Source organism: Cohnella yongneupensis (assembly GCF_042655785.1).
GTDB lineage: Bacteria > Bacillota > Bacilli > Paenibacillales > Paenibacillaceae > Cohnella > Cohnella yongneupensis.
On sequence record NZ_JBHSNC010000025.1, the window covers coordinates 37,416 to 62,746 of the forward strand.

Consider the following 25,331-nt stretch of genomic DNA (forward strand, 5'->3'; position numbering starts at 1 on the left):
TTGCCTATTGCGTGACAGGCGCGTCCGCTTTCTCTGTTGCGACTTCAGCATTGATAGCATTCACGTAATACACTTCGCCGTTCTCCAGCAGTACTCGCCACGACGGCGCGGACACCTGTCTCTCCGCCCCCGGGAATATTTCTCCGTAATAGCCCAGTCGGATTTCCTTAATCGTCGATCCCGCCTGCAAGTTACGCTCGATAAGGTTCGCGATCGCCTTCGAGGCGGGCAGCACCTGTTGCTCTCTTGCGCCTTCGCTTGGCTTAATGTCGATCAAATCTTGCCCGTAGGCGAGTATCCGCTGATCGCTATAGAAGAGCTCCAGATGGATTTTGAACATCGGGTAGCCGCCGACAAGCCGGTTGAACACGAAGACGCCTTGCCGGCTGCTCAGATCGTCGAAGCGGTACACGCCAAGCTCCGGTATGACGCTGCCTAGCGCCGTCGTCAGCTCCTGCTCGTTGAACACGACGCGGGTTTCCGGCGGATTCGGAATCGCGATCCGATCGCTCGGATCCGAGCCGACCCGTTGCCTGAACGAGTACGTCAATTCGCTTCGCATAACCGGTGTCTCCGTCGGGATTTTCGCTTCGACCATGAACTTAATGTTTTTCTCGCGCATGATCTCTTGCGTCTCGGGGGGCAAGGACGTCCAGTCGACCGTCGTATTGAGCCTCTCTCGCCATTCCGTCCATAGCTGATAGCCTAGCAAAATATTAAGCATCAAGAACGAGAAGATAAGCACGCTCTTCGCCCGTCTCCAATCCATGCCTTCCCCTCCTCTCTTCGCGTCGGTACGCGGTATAACGCTATTTGATCGGCGCCGCCACGGATTCGGTTAATACCGCGACCTCGCCGTTCTCGAACCGAATGGCCCATACGGGCAACAACGTCAGCTTATTGTCTTTGAGCATCGGACGATACGCCGGGAACAACGACTCGATCCTCTTGCCCGTCGCCTTCGTTTGACCAATAAGCGTGCGTAGCGCGTCTCCGCCCGGCAATTGCCTCGCGGCTTTGTTGGTGACTTCCTCGCCGAGTACGAGCAAGGAGCGGTCATAGGACGATACGACGCCTTGCTGCATGACCAACTGCATGTAGCCAAGGTTCAGCTTTGAGCCGGATATGATCGGAACCTCGTTATAATACTGCTGGAATCGCACCGTATTGTTGTCCGATTCGACTTCTTGCGTCAGCGCGTGCATTCCGTTCCAGCCGCCGTGCTGGTTAATGAAGCTGATCGCCGAGAGAACGTTGTCGATATAGTCGTTCTCGTTGTTCGTCGTCGGCGCGACCGGGTCGGTAAAGGTCATCCAACCGCTGTCCGACTCGACCTTGAGTCCCCGCTTCGTGTCCGTATAGTACTGTGGACCGGATAAGCTGTCTTGAATCGTGCGTGTCGTCCCGGGATCGGTGAACAAGTTCTCCAGGATTTGTTCCGTCGAATAGCGACTGAAGGCGACCTGCATCGCCAGCACGCGAGAGACCGGCGCGTCCGGCACGTAAAGCTGTCCGTCGGTCGACGAATACGAATCCCAGTATTGGCCGAAGCCGACGTAGCCTTCCACGTCGCCGACCGTCAAGTCGGCGCGCTGGGCTTCGTAGACGCTCCGTCCGTCCGTGCTGAAGAAGAACGTTCGCACTTCGTCGCGACCCTTGCTCGCATAGATCCAAATCTTATCGATCGAATCGCCCGAGAACAAGAAGTCCCCGTCGATTCTGAACACCCGTTGCAGCAACTCGAACGGAATCGCACGGGAGAAGCGGAGCTCTACCCCTTTGTCCTCGCGCCGCACTTGGTCCCAATCGATCGTATTGTCAGAATCGAGCTGAATGCTCTTGAACGCGCGGTCTCGCAGCTTCCTCAGAATGAGGTCGTAAAAAGGCCTCGTTCCGGGGAAAAATACGGTATGCTTATCTCCGCCCATGTGCAAGACCATCTGTTCCGGGAAAATCAGGTTCTCCACCTGTTCTTCCGTGCCTAACGGCTCGGCCTTGACGTAATTCAGATCCGTCTTAACCTTCGCATCCAAGTACGGCGTACTATAAGCCAGCAAGTAGCTCTGTACGAGACTCAGTATGACGAGCAGCGCAAGCAGCAGCGATTTACCTTTCTCCATCATGACGGTTCACTTCCTTCCGGCACGATTGGCAGCAGCACCGTTACGACGGTGCCGACGTTCGCTTCGGATTCGATGGCGATGGAGCCGCTATGCGCTCTTACGATTTCCCGGGCAATCGATAAGCCTAGACCCGTGCCGCCCATATTACGCGAACGCGCCTTGTCTACGCGGTAGAACCGCTCGAATATGCGCGCCAAATCCTTCTTCGGAATGCCGATGCCGGTATCTTTGATCGCGATCGCCAGCATCCCCGTATCGTTCATCTTGCTAGATATGTCGATCGTTCCGCCGTCGAGCGTATATTTGATCGCGTTCGACACGAGATTGTCGAGCACTTGGTCGATCCCATCCCGATCGAGCCATGCCGTCTTCGTCTTGCTGTCGACTTTCACCGTAGCCGTAATCGCCTTCTGGCGCAGCTGGAACGAGAACCGGTCGACGACTTCCTCCAGCATCTCCGACAGATCCGTCTTCTGGCGCCGCAATTGATTGCGGCGAGAGTCGAATCTGGACAGGTGCAGCAAGTCGGTGACAAGCCGAATCATCCGCTCCGTCTCGTTGCGGATAACGCCGACGAACCGATTCGCGAGCGGCGGCTCTTCGAGCGCGCCGTCATCGAGCGCTTCCGCGTAGCTCTTGATCGTCGTTAGCGGCGTGCGCAGCTCATGGGACACGTTCGCTACGAACTCGCGCCGCGATTGCTCCAGCTTCTCCATCTCCGTAACGTCCTGAAGCACGGCGATAACGCCCGCGACGCCTTTATCTCTCCGGCGAATGGGCGTTAATGTCACGCGGAACACGAGGTCGTCCTCCGCTTCGGAATCCCTCCGTAGCAAGAGCGCCGATTCTTTGCCTTCCAGCGTCTCCGCGATCGGCATCTTCTCGATCCCAAGCGCCGAAGACAGAGTAGTGCCTTCCTTCACTTCCGGAATTTCCAGCATGCCTCTGGCGCGACGGTTCGTCACGATGACGATGCCTAGCTCGTCCGTCGCGAGTACGCCGTCGCTCATGTTGGACAGAATAGAAGCCAGCTTCTCTTTCTCTTCTTCGTTAATGGTCAGCGCGTCGCTGAGCCGATCGGTCATGTCGTTGAACGCCATGCTGAGTTGGCCGATTTCATCTTTGCCGAATACCGGTACCCGCTCGTCGAACCGCCCTTCCGCCACGGCGGTCGCCTGTCTCGTAAGCGCCTTGATCGGGGACGTAATCGTGCCCGCCAGCAATACGCCGAGCACCGCGGTCAGCCCGAGCGCGATGAGCGTCGCCGACACGAAAATCCGGTTAATGCCTTCCATCGTCTGATAGACGTCCTTCATGGACGCGACGATGTATACGGCGCCGACGATCTTGTTGTTGCTTATGACCGGTTTGGCGATCACTTTGCTTCGCGTATTATCCTCGTCGATAATCTCCTCTTCGTTATCCCGGACGCCTTGTAGCGCGCGGCTAACGAGGAGCGACGTATTCTTCCGCCCGACGAACGATTGCTGCGACGGCTTGGACGTGGCCAATACTTTGCCGCTGCTATCGAGAATTTGAACCGTTGCGCCGCTGATCGTGAAGAAGTTGGCGACGAGCGAGCTAAGCATCTCGTTCGTGCCCGCTTCTCCCGTTCCTTCTTTCGTCGTCGCCGTCGTCGATAAGTTCGAGTCCGACAAGTACGTCGTCAGCAGCGTCGCGTTCTGATTCAAGTTGCCCGTAAACGAATCGATCAGCGAGTTTTTCATCGTGCTGATGAAGTACACGCCGATGAGTTGAACCGCAATTAAGATGAGGAGCAGCACCATCAAGATGAGCTTGAATTGGATGCTGCGAAACATGCGGAACAAGCTCATCCGTACAGACCGCCCGTCATTTTCGGATTACGGACCAAATAGCCGAGGCCGCGCCTCGTCATAATAATTTCCGGACGGCTCGGATCGTCTTCGAGCTTCTCCCTAAGCCGCCGTATCGTTACGTCCACCGTGCGCACGTCGCCGAAATATTCGAACCCCCACACCGCCTGCAGCAGATGCTCGCGCGTCATTACTTTTCCGCTATTGCGGGCGAGGTAATGGATGAGTTCGAATTCCCGGTGCGTCAGATCGAGCGGTTGATTGTTCTTGTAGACGACGTACATATCCGTATCGATGAACAGATTGAATAGCCTTAATCCTTGGCGCTCGGCTTCCGGTTGCGCTTCTTCGTCCGCGCGCGGCGTATCCAGCTTGCGTTGGCGACGCAAATGCGCCTTTACCCTGGCGAGCAGCTCGCGCGTACCGAACGGCTTCGTCACGTAGTCGTCCGCCCCTAGCTCGAGGCCAAGCACTTTATCAATCTCGTTATCTTTTGCCGTAAGCATGATGATCGGCGTCGATAGACGCGTCCGAACTTCCCTGCACACGTCCATGCCGTCCTTGATCGGAAGCATCAGATCGAGCAGAATAAGGTCCGGATCCTCTTCGAAAGCAAGGCGTACCGCCGCTTCCCCGTCGAAAGCGCAAATAACCTCGTAACCTTCTTTTTCAAGATTGAATTTCAGAATATCCGCAATCGGACGCTCGTCGTCCACGACTAAAATTTTGCCCGGCATATCGTTACCGCCTCCCGCTTCTCGGAAGCTGTTTATCTATGTTTATTCTAACATAACGCGCGCATTAGCCCAACGAAGTTCTGTGGACAGGTTATGGAAATAAAAGAAGGCCCCCGCGTTCTCTTCGAACGTGTCGGGGGCCTTCCTCGTCTGTTGTCTTATAGATAGCTCAACGGGTTCTTGAGCTTGCCGTTCCGATGAACTTCAAAATGAAGATGAGTGCCGGTGGAATGTCCCGTACTGCCCATGACGCCGATGGATTCGCCCTTTTCGACGATTTGGCCTTTCTTCGCCTTCAGCTTCTTCATATGGCCATAGACGGTCTGGAACCCGTTCCGATGGTCGATGATAATGCAGTTGCCGAGCTCGCCCTTATATCCTGCGAAAATAATGACGCCATCGTCGGCTGCCTTAATGTTGCTGTTGCCGACCATGTCGATACCGGCATGCATCCGGCCCCAGCGCTGACCGAGGTAACTCGTAATCCGATGTCCGGACACCGGCCAGATGAACTTGCCTGTACCTTCGCCGCGGATTACCTTCGTACCCTTAATAATAATCGTCGGGATCGCCGCCTTAATGACTTTGCGATCGACGATCTCCTCTTCAATCTCTTCGCCGTTGCGGTTCAAAATCCGATAGATTACTTGCTGCTGGCCCTCTTTGCCTTGGCTGATAACCTTCGATTGACCGACCTTCATGTCGTCGCTCTTCTTGTATTCGATCGGCGGGTCGATCGTTTCGATCTGAACGACTTGCTCCGTAGAGTTAACGTTCAGGATCGGCGGCTTCTCTGTCGAAAGATCGATTACGTCGCCGACTTTGATCATATCGTTCTTGATCCATGGGTTATTCTTGTAGATGAACTCGCCCGAGATATTGAACTTGGAAGCGATACAGCCTACGCAATCACCTTCTTTAACGGTGTATGTGCGAGGAACCGGTTCGCCTTTCGTCAGCACCTTGAACAACTCGTTCGGATCGGATAGCTTAGCCCCGTCGATCTCGCCCATCTGCGTCGCGACTTTCTCGACGAAGGTGACGGAAGTAACGGTGCGTTGTACTTCCTTATCCACGTTATTGTCCTTGTCATCCGCGGAGAGAGAGAGCGTCTGCACTTCCGCGCCCTTCTTCGTATTGACGGTGACGTATTTGTCCTTGACGCGTTGCAACAGCGCATCCGCCGTCTTCTGGTCGCGAACGACGCCGACGACTTTGCCGTCAACTTTAACGGTTACGCCCACGGAATGGGTCGTAAGCATGCTTGAGAGACGATCTAGCGTTGCCGCGTCGTCGGGTGATTTCTTGTAAGCCCTTTCATCGCTGTAGGTGACGACTTGCTTATCGAGCTCGGCCAGTACCGGTGTATCCGCCTTCTTCAGCTGGGCTGCCTTATCCGCGATAAGTTGTTCAACCTTGTGCTGATCGCTGATTTCTCCGACCGATACGCCATCAAGCATTACGTTATAGTAAGTTACGGTATTTGCTTCTACATATTTATGCGCTCCGAAGGCAACGGATGCCACCGCGATGATCCCTAATACGGTTGCGATCATCGGTACGCGATATTGGTTCACGAATCGAATAGTCGATTTCACGCTGAACCAACTTCTGACTTTCGTCAGGTCTTTCAAGTGCAGAGATCGAACACGCCGGAAGGTTCGCTGCATGGCAGCTTTCGCGCTCCGGATCCGATCTGTTCCCCTGAAAACGGCCATGATCTTCTCCTTTTCGCTTACATTCGGTATTCTTTTCCCGTACTTTGGAAATAGTATGTCTCTTACTTTAGCATATGTACGACAAATCTATCAATAAAATCACCGCATTAGAATTATGAAAAATGGAAATAGCCGCCGGTTTTTTAGCTCCGGCGGCTTATATTGTAAACGCTTTACTTATTCGGACGCCGAAGTGAGATCGCTTTCCGGCGTACCTTGCAGCACTTCCATCATTTGTGCGTACTCGCTATCGGTTAAAGCCGTTTCGAGCATCGCTTTCAATTGATTCAGCTTATCCGTCGTTAAACTTCCTTCAAGCGCATCCGATAATAGCTGTAGTTGCGAGGGATCTAGCTTTCCCACTACCGTTGCGTAGAGCGCCTGCCGTTCCGCATCGGTCAGCGTATGCTGATCGGCCTGATCCGTCTGCCCATTCATAACGGGTACCGCATCGCCCGGCGCAACTCCATCTACTCCTGCTTCCTCGGAGGCCGTAGGCGAAGGCGACTCTTGGCCGTCGGTTACGGCCGTCGTTTCGCTCGGGCTTGCGCTCGCCGGGTCATCCGCTGCATTCGTCGCCCCGGGAGTCGTGTCGGGCTGTTGTCCCGCTTCATCAGCATGGTTGCTATCGCCGTTCGTTGTAGAGGATTGCTCGTCCTCGCTTGCTGCTTGATGTGGGGACTTGTCTACGCCCCATAACGTTCCCCATACGCCCGAGAGCGCGAACGGTTGCGTATCTATCGGCAAATCTAGCTGCTTAATGACCGATTCCATGTAACTATTGACGATATAACCGGTCGTCCATATGCACAAGAAGCTGAGCAACAACGCTGTCGCCAAGATCCGAAGAGCCCAGCTTACCCATTTGAACATGATATGCCCTCCTGCCATGCTGTTTTCATAGATTTCAGTATGGGCAAACCTCCCGATCTTCATTCTCCCATTCAAAAAATAGCCGTAGATTCCCTTACGATCGCATGAAAAAAGCCCTTCGGCTATCGTTCACCGAAGGGCTCTTCCTATATAATCTATTGTTCGCCGTAGATCGGAATGACTTGGTTCGTCTGCTCGCGGTTGCGTCCGACGGAGAAGATCGCGATCGGAATGCCCGTCAGCTCGGACACGCGGCTAACGAAATTGCGCGTGTTCTCCGGCAAGTCGTCCAGCGTCTTCGCGTTCGAGATGTCTTCGCTCCAGCCTGGCATCTCTTCGTATACCGCTTCGCACTCGTCGAGCAGCTTGAGATTGGCCGGGTAAGTCGTTACCATCTGGCCATGCAATTTGTACGCCGTGCAAATCTTAACCGTCTCAAGACCGGTCAATACGTCCAGCGAGTTAAGGGATAAACCCGTGATTCCGCTGACGCGGCGCGCATGGCGCACGACGACGGTGTCGAACCAGCCGACGCGGCGAGGGCGTCCCGTAACGGTGCCGTATTCGTGGCCTTTGTCGCGAATCCATTGGCCAAGCTCGTTGTTGAGCTCGGTCGGGAACGGACCGTCGCCGACGCGGGTCGTATAGGCTTTAGCTACGCCGATAACTTCGCGGATCTTCGATGGACCTACGCCGGAGCCGATGCACACGCCGCCTGCGGATGGATTCGAGCTCGTTACGTACGGATAAGTGCCTTGGTCGATATCGAGCATAACGCCTTGCGCGCCTTCGAACAATATTTTCTTGCCTTCGTCGATCGCGTCGTTCAGTACGACGGACGTATCCGTTACGTACTTGCGAAGCTTCTCGGCCAGCGCCAAGTATTCGGAAATAATGGTTTCCGCGTCAAGCGCTTCTCCGCCATACATTTGCGTGATCACTTGGTTTTTGTCGGCGATGATCGCGCGGGCTTTGTCCGCGAACGCGTCGGCTACCATCAGATCCGCGATCCGGATACCGTTGCGCGCGGCTTTGTCCATATAACAAGGGCCGATCCCTTTGCGGGTCGTGCCGATTTTGTTGTCTGCTTTGCGGTCCTCTTCAAGCGCATCCAGCACGAGGTGATAAGGCATGATAACGTGCGCGCGATCGCTGATTTTGAGGTTTTCCGTGGAAAAACCGTTGTCGTGAATATATTGAATTTCTTCCACTAGCGCGCCGGGATTGATGACCATCCCGTTCCCGATGACGCATATCTTATTCTCATTGAATATTCCGGAAGGAATCATCGTCAATTTGTACTTTTTGTTCTGAATGAGGATCGTGTGACCGGCATTATTACCGCCTTGGTAACGGGCGACGACGTCGGCCTTCTCCGCTAGAAAATCCGTGATTTTCCCTTTGCCTTCGTCTCCCCATTGCGTACCCACGACAACGACTGTTGACAATGCAATCCCTCCACCCGGGGTGTGATGTTCACACCGGCATGATGATACCGCCCGAGTTCGCAGGACGCGATCAGGCAGCCCGTCGCGGAACACGAACATTTGATCATAAACGGATGTAAGCGTCCGTCTTCTGACGATGTCTACGTTCGTATCCAGCTTTATTAGTGTAGCAACTGACCTCTCGGAAGTCAACGGAATAACGAACAATTTACATGCTCTTAATATTAATGTTCGGAATTTGGGCAGCCAAATCCGAATTATGCACTTCCGACGAACGCTTCCGGGTGTGAATGATTGAGGTTGACGAATTTGTTGAATTGCTTCAGGAAGACGAGCTCAACCGTGCCGACCGGGCCATTACGCTGTTTGGCGATAATGATCTCGATGATGTTCTTTTTCTCTGATTCCTTATCATAATAATCGTCCCGATAGAGGAAGGCGACAATATCGGCATCTTGCTCGATCGAGCCGGATTCCCGAAGGTCGGACATCATCGGACGCTTGTCTTGACGTTGTTCTACGCCACGGGAAAGCTGCGACAGTGCGATAACCGGCACTTCTAACTCACGGGCGATCATTTTCAGCGTACGGGAAATTTCCGATACTTCCTGCTGACGGTTCTCGCCGGCTTTACCTCGCCCTGATATGAGCTGCAAGTAGTCGATGAGAATCATGCCGAGGCCCTTCTCCTTCTTAAGACGGCGGCACTTGGCGCGAATATCTGCGACCGTGATGCCCGGCGTATCGTCGATATAAATTTGAGCTTCGGACAACGAACCGATCGCCATCGATAGCTTCTCCCAGTCATCGCCCTTCAACTCGCCAGTACGCATTCTTTGCGCGTCCACGTTCGATTCCGCGCAGACCATACGCTGAACGAGCTGGGCGGCCGACATCTCGAGACTGAAGATCGCGACCGATTCGCCTGCGCGCACGGCGACGTTCTGTGCAACGTTAAGCGCGAACGCCGTCTTGCCTACGGATGGACGTGCCGCGAGGATGATCAGGTCGTTCCGCTGGAATCCTGCCGTCATTTTGTCGAGATCGGTAAAGCCCGACGGAATGCCCGTCGTGCCGCCCTTATGGTTGTATAGAAACTCGACGCGCTCGAATACTTCCATAAGCACGTCGCGAATGCTGATGAACCCGGACGAGGAGCGGTTTTGCGATAGCTCCATAATGCGGCGCTCGGCATCGCCGAGAAGCACGCCTACGTCGTCTTCCGTCGCGTAGCCGCTTGATACGATCTGCGTTGCCGTTCGAATAAGCCGACGGAGCATCGACTTTTCCTCTACGATCTGCGCATAGTATTCCACATTCGCCGCGGTTGGAACCGCACCGGCGAGTTTTGCTAAGTAACTAACGCCGCCGACTTCGTCCAATTGACCGAGATCCTGCAATCTGGCGGTTAACGTTACAAGATCGATCGGCTCGCCGTCTTCGCCGAGCGCGACCATGACTTCGAATATCCGTTGGTGAGAGACGCTGTAGAAGTCTTCCGCTTGCAACCGCTCCATTGAAGTGATAAGCGCCTCGGACTCGAGCAGAATAGCGCCCAGGACCGCTTGCTCCGCCTCTAGGTTTTGCGGCGGCACGCGGGATTCGAACATCGGATCGCCGCTGCCGTTCATCTCTTATTCCTCCACGACTTGCACGGTTAGCGTGCCTTTGACGTCCGGATATAGTTTAACCGTTACTTTCGTCGAACCGAGCGTACGGATCGGATCTTCCAGCTCGATTTTCCGCTTATCGATCGAAATTTTGTTTACCGATTCCAACGTTTCGGCAATTTGCTTGCTCGTAATCGCGCCGAACAACCGTCCGCCTTCGCCGGCTTTCGCCTTGATAACGACCGTCATTTCGGACATGCGCGCAGCTAGCGCCTTCGCGTCTTCCTTCTCTTTGTCCTTCTTCTTCTGCACGGAAGCCGCCATCTGGTCGAGCGTCTTCTTAGCGCCGTCGGTAGCGATCTGAACCGCGCCCTGAGGGATTAAGAAATTGCGAGCGTAGCCTTCGGATACTTCTTTGACTTCGCCTTTTTTGCCTTGGCCTTTAACGTCTTTCAAGAAAATGACTTTCATATGAACAACTCCTCTTTTCCTTCGAGTTCTTTCAATACTTTCTTAAGCTTGCCCGCCACTTCGGCTACCGTGCCTTGCACCTGCGCGGCCGCGTTCGTGAAATGTCCGCCGCCGCCTAGATGCTCCATCACGATTTGCACGTTGATCTGTCCAAGCGACCGGGCGCTTATGCCCACCTGCCCGTCCGGTCTTAATCCGACGACGAACGATGCTTTCATGCCCGTCATATTGAGCAGCGTATCCGCCGCTTGAGCGATGAGCAGCTGCGGAACGGCTTTGCCGGTATCGGCGACCGCGATCGCGATACACTCCTTATACGTCTCGGCATGGCGAATAATCTCCGCCTTGCGAATAAACTCTTCCAAGTCCTCTTTCAGCATCCGTTGAATAAGAACGGAATCAGCGCCGTTGCGTCGTAGGAACGATGCCGCTTCGAACGTGCGGGAGCCGGTGCGGAGCGCGAAGCTCTTCGTATCGACGGTAATACCCGCCAAGAGCGCCGTAGCTTCCCTGACGTCGAGCGAGACGCGATCATGGATATATTGAAGCAACTCCGTTACGAGCTCGCAGGTAGAGGACGCGTACGGCTCCATATACACAAGCACGGCGTCGTCGATGAACTCCTCGCTGCGGCGATGGTGGTCGACGATGACGATCCGCTCGGTAGCTTGCAGTATTCTCGGCTCAGCGACCATCGTCGCGCGGTGCGTGTCTACGACGACCGCCAGCGTGCGCTTATGCGTCATCGCCAGCGCATGCTCCGGCGTAATGAACCGCTTCATCAGCCGTTCGTCTTCTTTCAGCATCTCCATCATTTTCTGAATCGCCGGGTTCACGCCTTCGAGAACGATGAATGCTTCTTTGCCGTATAACTGCGCCGCCTTCACTACCCCGATCGCCGCGCCTATCGCGTCCATGTCGGGCATTTTATGCCCCATAATAACGATGTTGTCGCTCTCTTTAATGAGATCGCGCAACGCATGGGAGATTACGCGCGCCCTTACGCGGGTGCGTTTCTCGACCGCGTTGCTTTTGCCCCCGTAGAAGCTTTGCCGCTGGCCGACCTTGACGACGGCCTGGTCGCCGCCGCGTCCGAGCGCGATATCCAAGCTGCCTTGCACGAGATGTCCCAATTCGATAACGTTGTCCGATCCCGCCGCGAAACCAACGCTTAGCGTCATCGGAAGCTTCTGATCGATCGTGATCTCCCGTACCTCGTCGAGCAAATCAAAGCGCGATTGCTCCAATTGCTTAAGCGAGGCTAAGTTCGTAATGACCATATAACGGTCGGATGACAGCCTGCGCAGGAATAGTCCGTATTTGAGCGCCCACTCGTTAATTTCGCCCGTAACCTTGGATAGCATAAGCGCACGCTGCTGCTCGTCCATCCCTTGGGCTACTTCCTCGAGGTTGTCCATCATGACGATCCCTAGCGCCAGCTTCTCTTCTTCGTATTTCTTCTTGATCGTCGTGCGTTCGGTTATGTCGCGAATATACATGAATCGCTCGTGAGGTCTGACCAATAGCTCATAGACTTTGCCTGAGATCGTTGCTTCGAGCGTTGCTTCCTTATCCTTAACCTGTTGCCCAAGGATAGGGAAATAAGCCGTCAGCGGTTCGCCGACGATCGAGCTTTTACCGACCACCGTAGCCGTAAAGGCATTATGCCATTGAATTTCTTTGTCTTCATTGAAGACGATAATGCCGAAAGGAAGCTGGCCGATAACTTCGTTGCCTACGCTCTTTATTCGATGAGACAGCGTCAAGACGTAATCGTTCAGGTCCCTGCGGAACGCACGCTCCGCCATAACCCCGTATGCGCCCACGACGCCGCCCAACACTAAACCGAGCAATCCTAACGTCCATTCGTACCATGTCAGTACGACGGTCAGGATGAAAATAAGCACCAGCGCCCATACGATATGCATGCCGTGCCATCGCTGCACTAGAAACTTGGGCATAACCATTCTCGCCCCCGTATTAGAATTCCGAATGAATGACGACGCTCGTTCGCCTACTTCTCTTTAACGAATAACCGTCGCAGCGAGAACGCTACGTCCAATAACCCCACCAAGAAGAGCGGCTGGGGAAACAGCAGCAAAGGTACGCATAACAAGAATGGCGCGAATTTCGGCCAACGCTTATGGTCGGCCAAGAAGAAGACGAAGCCGATCGCCTGAATAAGGAACAGGAATTGCAAAATCGGCACTAGGTTCGTAATCGCGATTTCCCAATAGTCGCCGCTATCCTCGGTTAAGAGGAAACTGGCGATCGTCGCGATTAGGTAATACAGAACAAGACTGCGAGGCATCATCCATGTTTTCGCTTGCGGAAGCGCCGGCGCTTGCACGCCTACCGTTCGAAGGGCTCTGCGGGACAACCCGTGCGTTATGATCGTGAAAAGAAACGCGGATAACAGCAGCAACATCGGTAGCGCCGTTACTATGGCATCCGTGAACGATGCCGCCGTCTTAGCCGCCCACCCTGCGGAGAACATGCCGTTCGTCTCGAACTGCTTCAAGCTGTCCGTTAGAAGGCTTGTGATCTCGTCGGAGAAATTGAACTGCGCCGAGAATATCGCAAGCTCGACGAGCAACTCCGCGAGGATGACAACGAATCCGGTCAGCACGACCTTGCGCGCGGCTGTCCCTTTCTTATACAGATGTCCCATCACGATCGACGGAATAAGGAAGAACAAGCCGAGCGTAACGACAACTGGTCCATATGCCCCCGCTAACAGGAAGGCGAGGATCGCAACGGGTACGACATGGGCCGCGAATGCGCCCGGTTTAAGCATCGTGTAGAGCACGACGAAAGGCGTCATCAGTAAAAATGAAGACACCACGTTAAGCGGCGTCAGTATCGACAGCAATAAAAGTAATGCCGCTACACTCCAGGTGAGCGACTTCGCGCTTACTTTCAACCCTTTCACCTCTTGCGATTTATGTTCGGACGTTAGACCGTAAGTAGCGTTTTCCAGAAAACTTGCAAACTTCATTATAACACATCGCGATGGGGACTGGCATTAGACTTACATGGTTGCGAAATGCGCACAAGACATGCAAAAAGAACGCCCCCCTTCAACGGGAAGCGCTCCTTAACCTTGTTCCGCTTAAGCTTCTCTCTTCCATTCGCCGTCCTTATTCGCGTCGGAAGGGATCAGCAGCTTCTCGCAATAATCGATTATGTCGCTTCTGCGCACGATGCCGATGAACCGGTTCATGTCGTCCACGACCGGCACGAAGTTCTGCGTCTTTGCGAGCGAGATCAAGTCCTCCATATTAGCGTCGATGCGCACCGCCCGGATGTTCACGCGAAGCGGCACGTCCTTTAGCGATGCCCGATGCAGCTGATCGAAGGAGAGGTCCGGATTATTCTTCAAGTGCCATAACAGATCACCTTCCGTAACGGTAGCCTTATACTCGCCATTCACGCCCAGAATCGGCACGGCGGTATAACGATGATGCTCCATTCGTTCGAGCGTCTGCCTTAACGTGGCTTCTTCGTTCAGACATATGACTTCCTGCTTAGGCAGGAGAAAGAAAGCGATGTTCATAATACCTCCATCAACACAAAAATTCCTCGTATGATGATTCTATTATAACACGGGACCGCTCTTCTGCTCATTGGCATCTGCTGGCGTAGTCAATTGGTCCAGCGGCGTGTTTGGATTCATCCAAGCGGCGATCGTAGCCCTCACGGCGGTCAAATCCGCTTCGTCAGCTACGTAATACCATAAATTTTGCGCGCCCATCCGTTTGCCTACGCCTTTGAGCGTATAGCTTCGGATAGAATGTCCGGTTTGCAAAAATTGCTTAGCCAAGTCGCTCATCGTCTCCGGATGAAGATCCGTCGAGAAGTTGTCTCCAACGATATCGAGCACCTCGGGGATTTTCGTCCATTGATTCATCGAAGATGCCTTCTGGATCAGCGCCTCAAGGAATTGGCGATTGCGCTCGGTGCGGGACATATCTCCGCCCGCGTCTTCGCGGTAACGGACGAAATTGAGCGCTTCGACGCCGCTATAGCTTGGTTGATTCGCTTTTACGGTGAACTTCTCGTGATCCGCGCCCTTGTTCACGATATCTTCTGTAATCGGAAGCGAGATGCCTCCGAGCGTATCGACCACTTGCTTGAAGCCTTGGAAGTTGATTGTCGCGTAATGGTCGACTTTCGCGTCCAGCAGCTCCTCGACGCTATTCACGGCCATCTCGGCCCCGCCGAAAGCGTAAGCATGCGTAATCTTGTCTTTCTTGTCTTTGCCTACGATATCCGCGTACGTATCTCGCGGGATCGACATCATGAGCACTTTGCCGTCCTTCGGCCGAATGACCGTGTAGATCATTGTGTCCGAGCGACCGCGTTCGTTAGCGCGAGCATCGACTCCGAGCAGCAGCATGCTGAACGGATTTTCTACTTTCATCGGTTCGGCTTCCGGGCGGTCATTGAGCGGTTTATACGAATCTTTGAAGCTCTCTTCTACTTTGTCAGCCAAAAACCAATCGTAACCGAGCGCGGCAAGCGCTCCTCTATTGGAATATATAAGTCCTGTCGCTATGACGAGCAGCCCGAACGTACATAACAGCGCAATCTTCAACCGACTTCTTTTGGGTTTGTTTTGTTTTGCTTTTAGCATGGTTCCTCTCTCCTCGTGTATTCTCTCCTGTCTCTATCTCTATGTTTAGACCCCTAATATACGATTGAACGTTATTAATAGTTACGTAGTTCCCCATGGCTCTTTGTGACAAAATAAAGAAAACGCCACCGGGAGTCCGGTAGCGTCTGTTCTTTTGTTTGGGTTAAGACTATTCCGTCGTGTATGGCAGCAAAGCCATTTGGCGGGAGCGTTTGATCGCTACCGTCAGCATACGCTGATACTTCGCTTTCGTACCCGTCACGCGACGTGGCAAGATTTTGCCGCGCTCGCTGATAAATTTGCGAAGAAGGTCCAGGTCTTTGTAGTCGACGTGGTTAATTTTATTAACCGTGAAGAAGCATACTTTACGACGCTTGTTGCGTCCGCCGCGACGGAATTTACGAGGCTCGCGATCTCCACCGCGATCTCCGCCTTCAGGGCGTGGTCCGCGTGGTCCGCGCTCTTCACGTGCTTGTGGTTGTGTTGTTTGTTCGCTCATTTGTTATCCGTCCTTTCCAGTTAGAATGGCAAATCATCGTCCGATATATCTATCGGTCGCCCATCATCGGCGAAGGGATCGTTATTGTTGCTTCCGCTATTGCGGGCACCAGAGTTACGGTTAGCGTTGCCGCCACCATATCCACCACCGCTACCGTTACCGCTTCCGCTGCCGGCAAATTCGTCTCTTGCTTGTCCGCCGCCCTCGCGGTTAGCAGACTCCAAGAAGCGTACATTATCGGCAATGACTTCCGTCACATAGACGCGGCGACCTTCGTTGTTGTCGTAGTTACGCACTTGAATGCGTCCTTCGACAGCAGCCAAACGGCCTTTACGAAGATAGTTGGCGCAAGTTTCGGCGAGTTGCCGCCATACCACGACCGGGATGAAGTCCGCTTCGCGCTCCTCCTTGTTACTGGAGAAACCACGGTCAACAGCCAACGTGAATTGTGCGACAGCTACGCCCTGAGGCGTATAGCGCAGTTCGGGATCTTTGGTTAAGCGTCCAATAAGAATGACTCGATTCAACATCTCGTCGTCCCTCCCCTGACATTAAAGCTTGCGGCGGTCATTCCGCCAAGTTCGTTGTGCGGTTTACGCAGTCTGTTCTCTAACGACGATATGTCTGATAACTTCGTCCGAGATTTTCAGAACGCGTTCCAGCTCCGTTACTACTGCCGGCGTCGCTGTGAAATGAACCAGCACATACGTCCCTTCGCGGTGTTTGTTGATTTCGTAAGCAAGACGACGTTTGCCCATGATGTCGTGCTTAACGATCTCTCCGCCGTTCACGATGATGCCCTGGAATTTTTCCACGACAGCTTGAACGGTTTCTTGTTCCACGTCCGGACGGATGATGTACATCAACTCGTAATTGCGCATCTTCCGTTCACCTCCTTAAGGTCTATGGCCCCCCGCTTTATATACCGATCTTTGATCGGCCGAGGAGCAAGGAGCATGCATTCAAATCGCATGCCTGAATACTTTAACATAAATGTGCGGATATCGCAACATAAATCGTAGTCCTTGTTGTCACACTAACGTTCAGAACAGGAGGTGATCGAATATGGGCGAGCAGACGCAATTCGAACCGGGTCAGAACGCTCCGAATGACGGCGAATACATCGAGGTGGGAGAAGATTCCTTCCACATGGGCATTACGAATCCGCAGCATGTCTATTTGAAGAAGGGACAGAAGTTTCCGAATACGACCAACCATAACCGTAAGTGGAGGAAGCACAAGGCGCCTTAAAAATTTTCGCTTGCCGAGTATATCCGACCTGGTTTTGTGCCATTCTATATTTCGGCGACGGAATTAGAGAGGTGTGGTTCCCTTGAACGTCGAGGCGCAACAACAGCAAGAAGGAACGTACAAATCGGAGTAGGCAACGGAAGCGAGGCGTTGTGCTAAAGACACTAAGTCCGCAACAATCCGGTTTTAATCGGACCGGTCACCGAAGCGCTGGGTTGAGACCAGCAACGATGTGTATCGCGTAGATCTTGAAACTCCATTTATCCCGTCGCCCGTGGGGCCCTCGCAAGAGGGCTCTTCGTTATTTCCCGGACAATATCATTCGTCGAAATCGTACGCGTCCAGTCCCGCCTTGATGCCGGCGACGATCTTATCCTGATAGGCCGCGTCGCTAAGCAGCTTGTCTTCCGCTATATTCGTCATGAATCCCATCTCTATGAGCACCGACGGAACGGTCAACCAGTTGAACCCCGTTAAATCTCCCCGCGCCTTAACGCCTCTGGATTTTGCTCCGGTCGACTTAAGTACCTGCTTAGCGACTGTCTCGGCGATCTCTCGGCTCGATCCGGCAATGGATTTCGTGTAGGTGTTGTTAGCCGATGGATAGAAGAAAGTCATGCCGGTAACGGCGCGGTCCGTGCTTCCGTCTGCATGCAGACGAATCATGACATCCGCTTTTACTTTGTTGCAGAGCTCAGCACGTTCCTTGTTAGAGAGGTCAACTTCGTTGGTGCGGCGCACCATGACGACTTTATAATCCGGCTTGAGTGCTTTTTCAAGCTTAAGCGCGACTTCGAGGTTTAGCTTGTATTCGGGCTTTTTTGTCTTGATCCCGCTTGTGCCTCCGCTTACTTTAGCTTTCAACGTCTTGCTGCCAGGCCCGATCGGTTCTTTCTCCGCGTTGCCCTTGCTTTGATGGCCCGCCTCGATGCAGATCACAGGCTTATCTCCGCTATCCTGCGACTTGTTACTCTGCTGCGCTGACGCGCTCGCTATAGAGAAGACCGCACCCATCGTACAGATAATCATCATGACCGTTATCATCTTCATTAGTCTGTTCAATCTGTTCATTCGGTTCATTGCCGCTCCTCTTTGATCCGTCTATTTGAGCTTCTTGGCAACCGTCTAATATGTACAAAAAACCTCCTACACACGTTCGTGTAGGAGGTTGCTATTGGTGTAAGAGTAATGGCGGAGAGGGTGGGATTCGAGTCCCTGGGCCTACAACCATGCCCCCGGCATGGTTGCCTAACGGCCCGTTCGATCCCACCACTATCCAACAAAAAAACGACCCTGATGGGGTCGCACGTTGATTTTTGTTGGATGGCGGAGAGGGTGGGATTCGAACCCACGCACGCCTCGCGACGCCTAGTTGATTTCGAGTCAACCCCCTTGGGCCTCTTGGGTACCTCTCCGCAGCAAGAATTATATTATCACACTTCGGATGGGCTTGCAAGTGATTACAGTCAAATGGCGAACTTTGTTACTCGCTATCTTCATCGTGAGCGGAGTCGCTCCCCTTGCCTTCTGCCGAAGAGCTGAGCACCTTCTTAAACCCCTTCTCGAACTTCGCGCGGGGCAGGAGGATGCTGTGCTTGCACTTCACGCACTTGATGCGAATATCCATCCCCATGCGGATAATTTCCATCTCGTTCGCTCCGCACGGATGTTGCTTCTTCATCTGCACGATATCCCCAAGCTCGAACACCTTACGCTCCATCTTAGGCTCCCCCCGTCCGGTCGACCAGATCTCCCCGCTGAATCGTCATCATCCGCTGATATGGCGCCGCTATCCCGTTCTCTTCGAATACGCGTTTAATCTCTTCGTTAATCTTGCGCGTGACGGCCGCCTGGCTGTTCGGTCTGCACTCGACGGTAATTCGCAACGCAATGCCGGCCGCGTTCATCGTCTGAATCCCGAGAAGCTCCGGTACGCCCACGATATTCGAATCCTCTAGCTTCGGCAATACGCTTCTGACGATATCCATCGCTTGACTGACCTGTTCTTCGTAGGCAATGTTAACGTCCACGACCGCGATGGCATTGTTAACCGAGAAGTTCGTTACTTCGACGATCGATCCGTTCGGTATAATATGTATTTCGCCGGTCCAATTTTTGATTCTCGTCGCGCGAAGTCCGATCAACTCGACCGTGCCTTTGAAGTTTCCCGTCTGAATAACGTCGCCGACCGCGAATTGATCCTCCAGAATGATGAAGAAACCGGTAATGACGTCTTTAACGAGACTTTGCGCGCCGAAGCCGATCGCTAACCCGATTACGCCCGCACCCGCTAACAGAGGCGCCAATTGGATATTGAATTCGCCCAGCACAAGCAAGATCACGATGAAATTAACCGTGTATACCGCCGTGTTCTTGAGTAGCTTCCCTAGCGTCTGTACGCGCCTTGTACGCAGCTTCAGACGGCTCGTCTCGCGTTCGCTAGTCACATGGTCGATGAACCGGCCCAGGAGCATTAGCGCCAATCTGCTGACGATTATGATGAGCACGATCCGGCCAAGCACCATCGCTGCGTTCGTCCACATCTGCGTATCCTCGATTTTATCTAATAGTCGATCTGTAAATTGATTCCACAGATTTTTCTTTTGCGTTACGAATTCACTTGCGAATAGGGCCTCCATAGCCAATGCCCCTCCTAATCCCTATTAAATTTGCGCATACCCGTCGGCCGTTTTTTCGAACAATCCTCTAATCTCCACGTTTTCCGATACGATGATATGCTTAACTTGAGTTAATTCCTCATGAGGGAATGCGATCGATAACGCGCATCCTGCCGTGATTTCCTTCGGCGTCGGACAAATATCGATCTCGATGTCCGCGTATTCCAATAGCATCTCGGCGCGCAGCGCTTGTTGCGTAGAATCAAAAGCTATCAATAGAGGCATAATGCGTGATTCCCCCTCGTTATTTCAACTTAGGCTGCCCGCAATAAGTATAAAAAATCGCTCCCATCCATATACTAGTAACATCTATGGGAGGAGGCGAGGCGGACGGATGAACGGCTTATGGGAGAAACGTCCGAGCTCTGCGACCGAGACGGCAGCGCTCTCTTTGAAAATTCCTTTTAATGAACCTACTGTATTGCATCGATTATCCCAAAAGGTTGAGCAACACCTTGGCGTTCTGCCGCACGATCGTCGGATCATTATCGTATGCGTAGGTACGGACCGTTCGACCGGGGACTCGCTTGGTCCTCTCGTCGGCACCGCTCTCGCGCGGGAAGGCAGCAATTTATTCGACTTATACGGCACATTAGAAGAACCCGTACACGCGATGAACTTGGGCGATACGCTTCTTAAAATTTTGCGTTCCACGCGCCAGCCGTTCGTCATCGCCGTAGACGCTTGTCTCGGACAAGTGTCCAGCGTCGGCTGCATCCAAGTCGGCACGGGACCCGTGCGCCCCGGCGCCGGCGTTAATAAGGAGCTGCCTCCGGTAGGCGATATGCATATGACTGGCATCGTGAACGTCGGCGGGTTCATGGAGTACTTCGTGCTTCAGAATACTCGGCTTAATCTCGTCGTTAAAATGTCTGAAATTATCGCTCAAAGTATATTGAAGGCCATACATAATACGCGCAACGCCTCTATTCCTTTTGCATTGCCTGACTGATCGCCGTTTTCTCCTCCGGAGTGAGCATATAAGCGGATTGACCTTTGTCGATCGGCTTCGCGTACAGGAACGTTTGTTCCCTGCCGTGAATGCCTGTTATTACGACGCCGTCCTGCGCTTCATTAACAAACGCAACGGAGAAACTAAGGTCGCTTCCGGAATCAGAGAAAGCGTTAAACCGATGGACGCCGATTCGCCCTTTCAAGGCGGCAAGGCGTCTTTCGTGCTTTCCGAGCACGGTATGTTGTTCGTCTAGTTTGGAGTCGACCGCGGACAATCGGGTATGAATCGTATGCATGACGTCTTCGAAATTGTTAACGCCGGTTTCCCCCATCAGCTTTTGATGCGCTGTTTTAAGTTTTCTCAATTTGCCAGCCATACCTATTACGACGAATAATACGATAAGGAGCAACAACCCTTCGCCCGCTGCGACCGCCATAGCGATCTGATCTGTCCAACCGTTCATGCTTTCTGTCTCCCCCATTAAGTAACGCTATCAATTTCTCTATTAGCGGTTGAGCGTCGTCTTGATCTGCTTAACCGCTTCTATCATAGATACGATTTCCGATTCGGTTGTAAAATATCCGGGACTTGCGCGCACGGCCCCCGTCTCGTACGACCCCGCGGTCTCATGCCCCAGTGGCGTACAATGAAAGCCTGCTCTTACCGCTATCCCGAACTGTTGATCGAGCAGGAACGCCATCTCCGACGGATCTACGCCCTCCAACAAAAACGATACGATCGCGGTTCGTTCTTTGCCGAGCTCCGGTCCCAGTATCGAGATGCCTGGTATAGCGAGCAAGCCTTCCATTAGCATGAACGTTAATTGCTTCTCGCGTTCATGTATCTTTTGAACGGTTTCCTTCAGTACGAAGCCGACACCTTCCGCCAATCCGGCAATACCGACTGTATTCGGGGTTCCCGCCTCATAGCGATCGGGACGCACCGTAGGTTGCTCAGGCGCCTCGGACTTACTTCCGGTTCCCCCATGCATAAGCGGCTCTAAGTCTATTTCGGGATGGATGTACAATCCTCCCGTGCCTTGCGGACCTAACAACCCTTTGTGACCTGGAAAAGCCAGTAGATCAATCCCCATGCTTCCTACGTCTATAGGCAAGACGCCGGCGCTTTGAGCTGCGTCTATGAGTAATTTGGCTCCGCTTTGCTTCGCTATCTCTGCAAGCCCTTCAATCGGCGTTATGCACCCTAGTAAGTTAGAACTATGCGTCGCCGCAATCAACTTAGTGCGACCACTTACCGCAGCTGCCACATGCGATAAATCTAGCAACCCTCTCGAATCCGTCGCCACATAGGTGACCTCAATGCCGAGCTTGCGCTTCAACGCCTCCAGCGGACGACGAACCGAGTTATGTTCTAATGTCGTTGCAACGACATGATCTCCCGGCTTCAGTAACCCTTGAATCGCCAAATTCAATGCATGCGTCGTATTGTTCGTGAATGCGATGTCGTTCGGGTTACTAATCCGCAGCAGCTTCGCGAGACGCTTGCGCGCTTCGAATAACGTCCTGCTTGCTTTGACGGCCATCGCGTGGCCACCACGGCCTGGATTCGCCGCGCTCTCGCGCATAACCTTCTCCATCGCTTCCCATACGGCTGGCGGCTTCGGCCAACTCGTCGCAGCATTGTCTAAGTAGATTAGCGGCTTCTCTTCGCCCATCTCTTTACACCATCCTACTTGTTGCGCTTCATCCCTACAACATAGAGATAGCATACCTAAGTTTAATCCTTCCCTAGGAAGAAAACAACTTAAGTATGCTATCTGGGATTAGGTCACGCCATTGCCTTCAGCAGCTCGAGCAATCGCTCTAAATCGCTCTTTCCGAAGTAGGACAATTCGATCTTTCCTTTGTCTTTGTTCGGTTTAATGCGTACCGTCGTCTTGAACTGTTCGCGTAGCGATTCCTCAATCTGTTCCAAAAACGGATCGCGTTTCTTCGCCTTCGTTTTGGCCGGTTTACCCTTGGCTTTAACATCGACGTTCTGCACCGCTTCTTCAAGCTCGCGTACGCTCCACTCATTGGCCACCGCTAACTTAGCCAGTTCGCGACGCTTTGCATCTTCTTTAATTCCGACTAACGCGCGCGCATGTCCCATCGACAATGTTCCACGTGAAACATTGTCTTTGATTTCTTCCGGTAACGAAAGCAATCGAAGGAAGTTGGCGATGTGCGACCGCGACTTGCCCACCTTCAAAGACAACTCTTCTTGCGTTAACGTGAACTGATTCATGATCGCCTGGTAAGCAACCGCTACTTCAATCGCGTTCAAATCTTCGCGCTGAACGTTCTCGATCAAGGCGATTTCCATCACTTGTTGATCGTTATAGGCTCTGACGACCGCCGGGATCGTCGGGTTGCCGAGTAATTGCGATGCACGGAACCGCCGTTCACCCGCAATAATCTCATAACCTCTTAAAGCTTGGCGGACAACGATCGGCTGGATGACTCCGTGCTCGCGAATCGATTCCGCCAAATCTTTGATAGCATCTTCATCGAATGTTTTACGAGGCTGATAGGGATTGGCACGGAGCTGCGACAACGGAATTTCTACGATTTTATCGTCTTCCTTGATCGACAGCGACGTAATTAACGCATCAAGTCCTTTACCTAGCCGCTTGCTCATACGTAATCACTTCCTTCGCCAGCTCGAGGTACACCTCGGCACCTTTGGACTTCGGATCGTACGTAATAATCGACTGACCATGCGACGGCGCTTCGCTTAAGCGCACGTTACGCGGGATAACGGTCTGATATACCTTTTGTTGAAAATACTTCTTAACTTCTTCGATGACTTGAATACCTAGGTTCGTTCTTGCGTCGAACATCGTCAGCAATACGCCTTCGATTTGCAAAGAAGTATTCAAGTGCTTCTGTACGAGGCGAATCGAGTTAAGCAATTGGCTCAACCCTTCGAGCGCATAAAATTCGCACTGAATCGGAATAAGGACGGAATCAGCTGCCGTAAGCGAGTTGATCGTCAATATGCCAAGCGATGGCGGACAATCGATTAGGACGTAGTCGAACTCGCTGCGAACGAGTCCCAGCGCCTTCTTCAGACGGATTTCACGCGACATTGTCGGAACCAATTCGATCTCTGCACCGGCTAGCTGAATCGTAGCCGGAATGATCTTAAGGTTCGGCACCATCGTATCCGAAATGGCTTGCTTTGGATGCACTTCATTAATAAGAACATCATAAATACAATAGTTGACGTCTGCTTTGTTAATGCCAATACCGCTTGTCGTGTTGCCCTGCGGATCGATATCGACGATCAACACTCTACGTCCGAGAGAAGCTAGGCAAGCACCTAGATTGACGGCCGTTGTCGTCTTGCCGACGCCGCCCTTCTGGTTGGCAACCGCAATGATTTTAGACAATCTCGTTCACCTCAAATGTTAACTTCCTTATATTAAGCTTTTCGTTTCGGAATTTGGATAATGATCTCGTAATGGTCTTCACAATCCTTCTCGCTAGCTTTGATCGGGATTCCGGAGCCATTGACCATGTCGACCGACTGACGAATCGTATTCAAGGCAAGACGCACGTCTTTGCTGAACGAAATCCGCTTCTTCTTATCCGGCTTCGCTACGGCAGTATAGAAAACTACTCTCGCTTCCGTCTGTTTAACGTTCAGTTCTTTCTCGATAATTTCCTCGAGCAGCTTGTTCTGCATATCTTCGTTAGGTAATGACAACAACGCTCTCGCATGACGCTCCGTGATGCTCCGCTCCAATAGCGCCTGTTTTACGGTGTCGCCCAACTGTAGCAATCTAATCTTGTTTGCGATCGTCGATTGGCTTTTTCCTAAGCGTTGCGCCAAGCTCTCTTGCGTCAATTGATGTAAATCAATCAACTTTTGATATGCGATCGCTTCTTCGAGCGAAGTTAGCCCTTCGCGTTGCAAATTCTCGATCAAAGCAATTGAAGCTGCTTGCGAATCGTTAATTTCGCGAACGATCGCAGGGATATGCTCCAGTCCAAGCTTCGTGACGGCGCGCCACCGGCGTTCGCCAGCGATAAGCTCGTATTTACCGTTCCGGACCCGGACGACAATCGGTTGAATGACGCCGTGCGTTCTGATCGTCTGACACAGCTCGTCAATACGATCATCATCGAATACGGATCGAGGTTGATAAGGGCTTGGCACGATATCGGTTACTGCAATCTGTTTTACTTCCTCTTGATTCGTGCGGTCGGACAAACCGAGCAAACGCGAGAATGGTTCTCTCATCTTTCTCTGATCACCACGTTCGATAGATTAGGCACACAACATTCCGTCCATAGCGACGAAAAAGCGCCGCCAGTTCACGCACAAATCGCATGAATGCGGCACATCATTCTTGTAACTATATTATTCGACCTAATCGGCCTTATTTCCTGCTTATGAAAAAACTTTCATAGCAGTACCAACGGCTCTCGGCGTCTTCTTGGACGGTCGAATAAGTCTATTGAATAACTTAACAATACCATACTGATCGCT

The 25,331-nt window shown here is 52.7% G+C and carries 27 protein-coding genes and 1 tRNA gene; 2 read left to right on the forward strand and 26 right to left on the reverse strand.

Annotation, left to right across the window (positions count from 1 at the left end; genetic code table 11):
- Positions 1 to 4: 4 nt before the first annotated feature.
- From yycI to rpsF, 16 genes are all read right to left on the reverse strand, one after another.
- Positions 5 to 769: a two-component system regulatory protein YycI gene (gene yycI, locus ACFPQ4_RS08875; protein ID WP_378111445.1), complete on the reverse strand. Its 765-nt coding sequence runs from the start codon at positions 767 to 769 to the stop codon at positions 5 to 7.
- A 40-nt stretch (positions 770 to 809) separates the two neighbouring features.
- Positions 810 to 2,123: a YycH family regulatory protein gene (locus ACFPQ4_RS08880; protein ID WP_378111446.1), complete on the reverse strand. Its 1,314-nt coding sequence runs from the start codon at positions 2,121 to 2,123 to the stop codon at positions 810 to 812.
- Entirely contained in the window at positions 2,120 to 3,958 is a 1,839-nt protein-coding gene (walK, locus tag ACFPQ4_RS08885; RefSeq protein WP_378111447.1) for a cell wall metabolism sensor histidine kinase WalK, read from the reverse strand. The genes ACFPQ4_RS08880 and walK overlap by 4 nt, the downstream gene beginning before the upstream one ends.
- Positions 3,955 to 4,695: a response regulator YycF gene (gene yycF / locus ACFPQ4_RS08890; RefSeq protein WP_378111448.1), complete on the reverse strand. Its 741-nt coding sequence runs from the start codon at positions 4,693 to 4,695 to the stop codon at positions 3,955 to 3,957. Before yycF ends, walK begins: the two co-directional genes overlap by 4 nt.
- A gap of 158 nt (positions 4,696 to 4,853) precedes the next feature.
- On the reverse strand, positions 4,854 to 6,293 hold the full coding sequence (locus ACFPQ4_RS08895) for a peptidoglycan DD-metalloendopeptidase family protein (protein WP_378111449.1): 1,440 nt from the start codon (positions 6,291 to 6,293) through the stop codon (positions 4,854 to 4,856).
- Positions 6,294 to 6,590: 297 nt separating this feature from the next.
- Entirely contained in the window at positions 6,591 to 7,286 is a 696-nt protein-coding gene (locus ACFPQ4_RS08900; RefSeq protein ID WP_378111450.1) for a hypothetical protein, read from the reverse strand.
- A 155-nt stretch (positions 7,287 to 7,441) separates the two neighbouring features.
- Positions 7,442 to 8,734, reverse strand: a complete 1,293-nt coding sequence (locus ACFPQ4_RS08905) for an adenylosuccinate synthase (protein WP_378111452.1) — start codon at positions 8,732 to 8,734, stop codon at positions 7,442 to 7,444.
- A 257-nt stretch (positions 8,735 to 8,991) separates the two neighbouring features.
- The gene (dnaB, locus tag ACFPQ4_RS08910) at positions 8,992 to 10,365 is read right to left on the reverse strand and encodes a replicative DNA helicase (protein ID WP_378111453.1); all 1,374 of its coding nucleotides are present in this window, start codon (positions 10,363 to 10,365) and stop codon (positions 8,992 to 8,994) included.
- Between the two features lie 3 nt (positions 10,366 to 10,368).
- Positions 10,369 to 10,815, reverse strand: a complete 447-nt coding sequence (gene rplI / locus ACFPQ4_RS08915; protein WP_378111454.1) for a 50S ribosomal protein L9 — start codon at positions 10,813 to 10,815, stop codon at positions 10,369 to 10,371.
- Complete coding sequence (locus tag ACFPQ4_RS08920) at positions 10,812 to 12,776, reverse strand: DHH family phosphoesterase (protein ID WP_378111455.1); 1,965 nt, start codon at positions 12,774 to 12,776, stop codon at positions 10,812 to 10,814. Before ACFPQ4_RS08920 ends, rplI begins: the two co-directional genes overlap by 4 nt.
- Before the next feature lie 53 nt (positions 12,777 to 12,829).
- Positions 12,830 to 13,813 carry a DUF2232 domain-containing protein gene (locus tag ACFPQ4_RS08925; protein ID WP_378111456.1) on the reverse strand — a complete coding sequence of 328 codons (984 nt, stop codon included), beginning with the start codon at positions 13,811 to 13,813 and terminating at the stop codon, positions 12,830 to 12,832.
- 114 nt (positions 13,814 to 13,927) lie between these two features.
- On the reverse strand, positions 13,928 to 14,371 hold the full coding sequence (locus tag ACFPQ4_RS08930) for a CBS domain-containing protein (RefSeq protein WP_378111457.1): 444 nt from the start codon (positions 14,369 to 14,371) through the stop codon (positions 13,928 to 13,930).
- 42 nt (positions 14,372 to 14,413) lie between these two features.
- Entirely contained in the window at positions 14,414 to 15,451 is a 1,038-nt protein-coding gene (locus tag ACFPQ4_RS08935; RefSeq protein ID WP_378111458.1) for an LCP family protein, read from the reverse strand.
- 169 nt (positions 15,452 to 15,620) lie between these two features.
- The gene (gene rpsR, locus ACFPQ4_RS08940) at positions 15,621 to 15,950 is read right to left on the reverse strand and encodes a 30S ribosomal protein S18 (RefSeq protein WP_378111459.1); all 330 of its coding nucleotides are present in this window, start codon (positions 15,948 to 15,950) and stop codon (positions 15,621 to 15,623) included.
- A 20-nt stretch (positions 15,951 to 15,970) separates the two neighbouring features.
- Positions 15,971 to 16,480, reverse strand: a complete 510-nt coding sequence (gene ssb, locus ACFPQ4_RS08945) for a single-stranded DNA-binding protein (protein WP_378111460.1) — start codon at positions 16,478 to 16,480, stop codon at positions 15,971 to 15,973.
- Positions 16,481 to 16,543: 63 nt separating this feature from the next.
- The gene (gene rpsF, locus ACFPQ4_RS08950; protein WP_378111461.1) at positions 16,544 to 16,831 is read right to left on the reverse strand and encodes a 30S ribosomal protein S6; all 288 of its coding nucleotides are present in this window, start codon (positions 16,829 to 16,831) and stop codon (positions 16,544 to 16,546) included.
- 184 nt (positions 16,832 to 17,015) lie between these two features.
- Here rpsF and ACFPQ4_RS08955 point away from each other — a divergent pair, with 184 nt between their 5' ends.
- Complete coding sequence (locus ACFPQ4_RS08955; RefSeq protein ID WP_378111462.1) at positions 17,016 to 17,201, forward strand: YjzC family protein; 186 nt, start codon at positions 17,016 to 17,018, stop codon at positions 17,199 to 17,201.
- A gap of 318 nt (positions 17,202 to 17,519) precedes the next feature.
- On the opposite strand, the gene ACFPQ4_RS08960 is transcribed toward ACFPQ4_RS08955, so the two are convergent.
- The 5 genes from ACFPQ4_RS08960 to ACFPQ4_RS08980 all read right to left on the reverse strand — a co-directional run bounded on the left by ACFPQ4_RS08960 (position 17,520) and on the right by ACFPQ4_RS08980 (position 20,104).
- Complete coding sequence (locus tag ACFPQ4_RS08960; protein ID WP_378111463.1) at positions 17,520 to 18,281, reverse strand: N-acetylmuramoyl-L-alanine amidase family protein; 762 nt, start codon at positions 18,279 to 18,281, stop codon at positions 17,520 to 17,522.
- 244 nt (positions 18,282 to 18,525) lie between these two features.
- Positions 18,526 to 18,616, reverse strand: a tRNA-Ser gene (locus ACFPQ4_RS08965).
- A gap of 68 nt (positions 18,617 to 18,684) precedes the next feature.
- The gene (locus ACFPQ4_RS08970; RefSeq protein WP_378111464.1) at positions 18,685 to 18,921 is read right to left on the reverse strand and encodes a DUF951 domain-containing protein; all 237 of its coding nucleotides are present in this window, start codon (positions 18,919 to 18,921) and stop codon (positions 18,685 to 18,687) included.
- 1 nt (position 18,922) lies between these two features.
- Positions 18,923 to 19,840: a mechanosensitive ion channel family protein gene (locus tag ACFPQ4_RS08975; RefSeq protein WP_378111465.1), complete on the reverse strand. Its 918-nt coding sequence runs from the start codon at positions 19,838 to 19,840 to the stop codon at positions 18,923 to 18,925.
- A 24-nt stretch (positions 19,841 to 19,864) separates the two neighbouring features.
- Positions 19,865 to 20,104 (reverse strand): putative Se/S carrier protein, encoded by a 240-nt coding sequence (locus tag ACFPQ4_RS08980; protein ID WP_378111466.1) that lies wholly within the window; start codon positions 20,102 to 20,104, stop codon positions 19,865 to 19,867.
- A 109-nt stretch (positions 20,105 to 20,213) separates the two neighbouring features.
- On the opposite strand from ACFPQ4_RS08980, the gene yyaC reads away from it, so the two are divergent.
- A complete protein-coding gene (yyaC, locus tag ACFPQ4_RS08985; protein ID WP_378111467.1) occupies positions 20,214 to 20,831 on the forward strand; it encodes a spore protease YyaC in 618 nt (205 codons plus the stop codon).
- Here yyaC and ACFPQ4_RS08990 read toward each other — a convergent pair.
- The 5 genes from ACFPQ4_RS08990 to noc all read right to left on the reverse strand — a co-directional run bounded on the left by ACFPQ4_RS08990 (position 20,806) and on the right by noc (position 25,082).
- Positions 20,806 to 21,297, reverse strand: a complete 492-nt coding sequence (locus ACFPQ4_RS08990) for a DUF4446 family protein (RefSeq protein WP_378111468.1) — start codon at positions 21,295 to 21,297, stop codon at positions 20,806 to 20,808. The genes yyaC and ACFPQ4_RS08990 overlap by 26 nt on opposite strands.
- A gap of 42 nt (positions 21,298 to 21,339) precedes the next feature.
- Positions 21,340 to 22,509, reverse strand: coding sequence for an aminotransferase class V-fold PLP-dependent enzyme (locus tag ACFPQ4_RS08995; RefSeq protein WP_378111469.1), 1,170 nt, complete (start codon positions 22,507 to 22,509; stop codon positions 21,340 to 21,342).
- A gap of 113 nt (positions 22,510 to 22,622) precedes the next feature.
- Positions 22,623 to 23,474: a ParB/RepB/Spo0J family partition protein gene (locus ACFPQ4_RS09000; RefSeq protein ID WP_378111470.1), complete on the reverse strand. Its 852-nt coding sequence runs from the start codon at positions 23,472 to 23,474 to the stop codon at positions 22,623 to 22,625.
- Complete coding sequence (locus tag ACFPQ4_RS09005) at positions 23,455 to 24,228, reverse strand: ParA family protein (protein WP_378111472.1); 774 nt, start codon at positions 24,226 to 24,228, stop codon at positions 23,455 to 23,457. Before ACFPQ4_RS09005 ends, ACFPQ4_RS09000 begins: the two co-directional genes overlap by 20 nt.
- Positions 24,229 to 24,260: 32 nt before the next feature.
- Positions 24,261 to 25,082, reverse strand: coding sequence for a nucleoid occlusion protein (gene noc / locus ACFPQ4_RS09010; protein WP_378111473.1), 822 nt, complete (start codon positions 25,080 to 25,082; stop codon positions 24,261 to 24,263).
- Positions 25,083 to 25,331 lie beyond the last annotated feature (249 nt).

Excerpts from the sequence above, each read along its gene's own strand:
- yycI (WP_378111445.1), bottom strand. The coding sequence starts at position 769 with ATGGATTGGAGACGGGCGAAGAGCGTGCTTATCTTCTCGTTCTTGATG.
- ACFPQ4_RS08880 (WP_378111446.1), bottom strand. The coding sequence starts at position 2,123 with ATGATGGAGAAAGGTAAATCGCTGCTGCTTGCGCTGCTCGTCATACTG.
- walK (WP_378111447.1), bottom strand. The coding sequence starts at position 3,958 with ATGAGCTTGTTCCGCATGTTTCGCAGCATCCAATTCAAGCTCATCTTG.
- yycF (WP_378111448.1), bottom strand. The coding sequence starts at position 4,695 with ATGCCGGGCAAAATTTTAGTCGTGGACGACGAGCGTCCGATTGCGGAT.
- ACFPQ4_RS08900 (WP_378111450.1), bottom strand. The coding sequence starts at position 7,286 with ATGTTCAAATGGGTAAGCTGGGCTCTTCGGATCTTGGCGACAGCGTTG.
- dnaB (WP_378111453.1), bottom strand. The coding sequence starts at position 10,365 with ATGAACGGCAGCGGCGATCCGATGTTCGAATCCCGCGTGCCGCCGCAA.
- rplI (WP_378111454.1), bottom strand. The coding sequence starts at position 10,815 with ATGAAAGTCATTTTCTTGAAAGACGTTAAAGGCCAAGGCAAAAAAGGC.
- ACFPQ4_RS08920 (WP_378111455.1), bottom strand. The coding sequence starts at position 12,776 with ATGCCCAAGTTTCTAGTGCAGCGATGGCACGGCATGCATATCGTATGG.
- ACFPQ4_RS08925 (WP_378111456.1), bottom strand. The coding sequence starts at position 13,813 with ATGAAGTTTGCAAGTTTTCTGGAAAACGCTACTTACGGTCTAACGTCC.
- ACFPQ4_RS08930 (WP_378111457.1), bottom strand. The coding sequence starts at position 14,371 with ATGAACATCGCTTTCTTTCTCCTGCCTAAGCAGGAAGTCATATGTCTG.
- ACFPQ4_RS08935 (WP_378111458.1), bottom strand. The coding sequence starts at position 15,451 with ATGCTAAAAGCAAAACAAAACAAACCCAAAAGAAGTCGGTTGAAGATT.
- rpsR (WP_378111459.1), bottom strand. The coding sequence starts at position 15,950 with ATGAGCGAACAAACAACACAACCACAAGCACGTGAAGAGCGCGGACCA.
- ssb (WP_378111460.1), bottom strand. The coding sequence starts at position 16,480 with ATGTTGAATCGAGTCATTCTTATTGGACGCTTAACCAAAGATCCCGAA.
- rpsF (WP_378111461.1), bottom strand. The coding sequence starts at position 16,831 with ATGCGCAATTACGAGTTGATGTACATCATCCGTCCGGACGTGGAACAA.
- ACFPQ4_RS08955 (WP_378111462.1), top strand. The coding sequence starts at position 17,016 with ATGGGCGAGCAGACGCAATTCGAACCGGGTCAGAACGCTCCGAATGAC.
- ACFPQ4_RS08960 (WP_378111463.1), bottom strand. The coding sequence starts at position 18,281 with ATGAACCGAATGAACAGATTGAACAGACTAATGAAGATGATAACGGTC.
- ACFPQ4_RS08970 (WP_378111464.1), bottom strand. The coding sequence starts at position 18,921 with ATGGAGCGTAAGGTGTTCGAGCTTGGGGATATCGTGCAGATGAAGAAG.
- ACFPQ4_RS08975 (WP_378111465.1), bottom strand. The coding sequence starts at position 19,840 with ATGGAGGCCCTATTCGCAAGTGAATTCGTAACGCAAAAGAAAAATCTG.
- ACFPQ4_RS08980 (WP_378111466.1), bottom strand. The coding sequence starts at position 20,104 with ATGCCTCTATTGATAGCTTTTGATTCTACGCAACAAGCGCTGCGCGCC.
- yyaC (WP_378111467.1), top strand. The coding sequence starts at position 20,214 with ATGAACGGCTTATGGGAGAAACGTCCGAGCTCTGCGACCGAGACGGCA.
- ACFPQ4_RS08990 (WP_378111468.1), bottom strand. The coding sequence starts at position 21,297 with ATGAACGGTTGGACAGATCAGATCGCTATGGCGGTCGCAGCGGGCGAA.
- ACFPQ4_RS08995 (WP_378111469.1), bottom strand. The coding sequence starts at position 22,509 with ATGGGCGAAGAGAAGCCGCTAATCTACTTAGACAATGCTGCGACGAGT.
- ACFPQ4_RS09000 (WP_378111470.1), bottom strand. The coding sequence starts at position 23,474 with ATGAGCAAGCGGCTAGGTAAAGGACTTGATGCGTTAATTACGTCGCTG.
- noc (WP_378111473.1), bottom strand. The coding sequence starts at position 25,082 with ATGAGAGAACCATTCTCGCGTTTGCTCGGTTTGTCCGACCGCACGAAT.